A 3,044-nucleotide genomic window follows, 5' to 3' on the forward strand; every position below is an offset into this window, starting at 1 on the left:
GGTCTATCGACTGCAGGGCGTGCCGATCAACGACAAGCACATCGAGGTGATCGTTCGCCAGATGCTGCAGAAGGTCGAGATCCTCGACTCGGGCGAAACCACCCTGATCCGTGGCGACACGGTCGAGGTCGCCGAGGCCGTGATCGAGAACGAAAAGGTCGAGAAGCGTGGGGGCCGGATCGCCACCACCCAGCCCGTCCTGCTCGGCATCACCAAGGCGTCGCTGCAGACCCGCAGCTTCATCTCGGCGGCGTCCTTCCAGGAGACCACCCGCGTCCTCACCGACGCCTCGGTCCACGGCAAGAAGGACATGCTGGAAGGCCTCAAGGAGAACGTCATCGTCGGCCGGCTGATCCCGGCAGGCACCGGCGCCTATCTGCGGAGCCTGCAAAAGGTCGCCAACGAACGCGACGCCATGCTGACCTCGACGCGGGAAGCCGCTGTCGAGCCGCTGCCGGCCGATCTGCAGCTGGAACTGGCCGAGAGCGAGTAGTTGCTTCCCGGGTCAAGCCCGGGATGACAAGAGTAGAGAGGGCGGTTCCGGCGACGGGGCCGCCCTTTTCTTTGGGCGCTTGACGACGGGGCGTGTCAGGGACGATCCTCGTCTCATGATTGTATCGGCCATCCTCGCTGTCGCTCTTCTGGTCGCCCAGGCGGATCAGACGCCGCCGCCGCCGGTGCAGCAGGGGCCGACCGTTGCGCTGGACGACATTGTCGTGACAGGGCCCAACCAGGCGGCGGTCGAGACCTTCGTCGGTCGTCTTACCGATCCGGGGCGGCGCGGGGCCAATCGGGGCCAGCTCGCCCGATGGGGTGAACCCCTCTGTCTGCGGGTCATCGGCGGGGTTCACGAGGACAACGAGCGGCTGACAGCGGCGATCGAGGCCGCGTTCGTTTCGCTGAATATCCGCGTCGATCGGCCCAGGTGCCGACCCAACGCGATGGTCGTCATCGCCCACGATGCGCCCGGTTTCTCCCGGGTGTTTGCTGCCCGGTATCGCAACCGCTTCTTCCAGAACCAGCGGCAGGTGCAGTCGGCGTTCGTCGCCGCCTCGGTCCCGGTGCGATGGGAGCATCGGACCCGGGTGGGCTCGGCGGGACGTTCGCCCCTGATCGACGAAAGGGTCAGCCGGACCAGCGGTGAACCGATCGAACTGCCTGACAGCCGGATCACCCAGAGCACCGCCGAACGGATCGAGCGGGCCATGGTCGTCGTCGATGCCGATCAGATCGACGTCGTGCGGCTGGACGCCCTGGCCGCCTATATCGCTTTCGTGACCCTGGTGAACGCGCCAGTGCAGGCGAGCGGCCCGGGTCAGGACAGCATTCTGAACCTGTTCGCTGTATCCGGCAAAGCGCCCGGCGGGCTGACCGACTGGGACCGCGCCTTTGTCGAGGGTCTCTATTCCATCCGGACGAACTTGCTGTTCTCGATGCAGCGAACCGAACTGGAACAGAGGATGTCACGCCGGTTGAACGCGACCGACTGACCGGCAAGCCACCGCTCCTGCTCAGAGCGGCCCCTTGCGCTGGTAGGGGCGATCCTCCGGATGCTGGAACTCCGGCCGCAGATGGGCCCCGGCGCAACTTCCACTCAGGTTGCCGCCTGGACAGTCGGGCGACGAGAGTACGATGCCGGGACCAGGCCGCAGCGGCGCACGACGCGCCTCATAGCGTCTGAGGGCGGCCTCGCCATCGCGGGCGAACTGTTCGTCGCGGCGCTGTTCGGAGGCGGTGCGGGTGCGGTCGCCCAGCGGGTGGCGGGCGGCGGCGGCGGCTGCCCCGGCGTTAAACCGCTCGTCGCACAGGGCCTGTTCGGCGGCGCTCAGATGCCCATCCATGATCCGGCAGCCGCCCGTGCCGGTGCGCAGGGACCGGCCGATGGCGGCACCTTGAGTCTCGGGCGTGAAGGCCCAGGGGTTGGCGGCGGCGGGCGGCGCGACGCCTGGGACACCGGCGGCCATGCGGGGAGCGGGCGGGGTGGGGCGGTCGTCGTCCTCGGTCAGGCGCGGGGGTGTGGCGAGGTCCGTCCGGTCGCGCGTCAGGGTGCGGGTTTCGTTCGGCCGGACACGAGCCGGGGAGGGGACACGCGCGGTCTCGCCAGGCAGCAGGGGCCGAGGCTCCATCTCCAGCACGATCGGCTCGTCCAGCGAGATCGGCGGGTCGGGGAGACCGTAGGTGCTGATGCCCAGGGCCGTCAGGAGCACGGCGTGCAGCACCACGGACCCGGCCAGGATCGCCGCCCGGGTGCGGTCACCATCGGTCCAAGATGTCCTACGCCCCGAGCCTATCATCCGTCCCCGCCCAGCTGATGGTTGAACAAAGGGGCGAACCGTGGCGATATGAGGACTTCGGCCGAGGAGATTGATCAGTCTCGATGCATCTCAACATCGTGTTTCTTGCCAGCCTTGCTGTCGCTCAAGCCCCGGCGCGCCCGGCCTTCTGCGACTCCGTCAAGAATGCGGAAGCCGTGGTCAGATGTACGGCAAGCAGTGGTCGGATCGAGAGCTGCGAGGTGTTGTCGGAAACGCCGCCAGGGTGCGGTTTCGGTGCTGCAGCGGTGTCCATCTTGCGGGAACGGGATCTACGCCCCCGGCAATCCTTCGACCGGAGACGTCAGACCGTGACCTTCACCGTCCGCGTGCCGTTCACGTTCGATCCGCCCGCCTTGACCTGAACCCCCTTCACAGGTAAACGCGCCGGACTTTCGAGGCTGTGGGATTCGTCCTTCGCCGGGATCGTGACAATTGAACGGACGGGCTGTGCCCGCCGGAACGCCCGAAGCGCGCGTTCCGGTTTTTTCGTTTGGTCGCACGACCTCACCTCAAAAGACCCCGGGCGAGGCCGTCAGGTCGCGTTCAAAAGAAGGAAACCGAGGCGCTTCGGCCGACAGGCACACGCTTCCATCAAAAGTCGAGACGAGACCCTAAATGCCTACGATCAACCAGCTTATCCGCAAGCCCCGCAAGCCCAAGCCCGTGCGCAACAAGGTGCCGGCCCTGGAAGGCTCGCCCCAGCGCCGCGGCGTCTGCACCCGCGTCTAC

At 67.2% G+C, this 3,044-nt stretch carries 3 protein-coding genes and 2 pseudogenes; 4 read left to right on the forward strand and 1 reads right to left on the reverse strand.

Annotated elements, in window-relative coordinates:
• Nucleotides 1-493, forward strand: a pseudogene (locus tag ACILQR_RS16290) (DNA-directed RNA polymerase subunit beta'); the annotation flags it as partial.
• A 115-nt stretch (nucleotides 494-608) separates the two neighbouring features.
• On the forward strand, nucleotides 609-1,490 hold the full coding sequence (locus ACILQR_RS16295) for a hypothetical protein (protein WP_395652411.1): 882 nt from the start codon (nucleotides 609-611) through the stop codon (nucleotides 1,488-1,490).
• 21 nt (nucleotides 1,491-1,511) lie between these two features.
• On the opposite strand, the gene ACILQR_RS16300 is transcribed toward ACILQR_RS16295, so the two are convergent.
• Entirely contained in the window at nucleotides 1,512-2,294 is a 783-nt protein-coding gene (locus tag ACILQR_RS16300) for a hypothetical protein (protein WP_395652412.1), read from the reverse strand.
• 83 nt (nucleotides 2,295-2,377) lie between these two features.
• Between ACILQR_RS16300 and ACILQR_RS16305 the strand changes: the two genes are divergently transcribed.
• A complete protein-coding gene (locus ACILQR_RS16305; protein WP_395652413.1) occupies nucleotides 2,378-2,677 on the forward strand; it encodes a hypothetical protein in 300 nt (99 codons plus the stop codon).
• Between the two features lie 253 nt (nucleotides 2,678-2,930).
• Nucleotides 2,931-3,044, forward strand: a pseudogene (gene rpsL / locus ACILQR_RS16310) (30S ribosomal protein S12); the annotation flags it as partial.

The sequence above is a fragment of the Brevundimonas sp. genome (genome assembly GCF_044239655.1).
Taxonomy (GTDB): domain Bacteria; phylum Pseudomonadota; class Alphaproteobacteria; order Caulobacterales; family Caulobacteraceae; genus Brevundimonas.

Excerpts from the sequence above, each read along its gene's own strand:
- ACILQR_RS16295 (WP_395652411.1), top strand. The coding sequence starts at position 609 with ATGATTGTATCGGCCATCCTCGCTGTCGCTCTTCTGGTCGCCCAGGCG.
- ACILQR_RS16300 (WP_395652412.1), bottom strand. The coding sequence starts at position 2,294 with ATGATAGGCTCGGGGCGTAGGACATCTTGGACCGATGGTGACCGCACC.
- ACILQR_RS16305 (WP_395652413.1), top strand. The coding sequence starts at position 2,378 with ATGCATCTCAACATCGTGTTTCTTGCCAGCCTTGCTGTCGCTCAAGCC.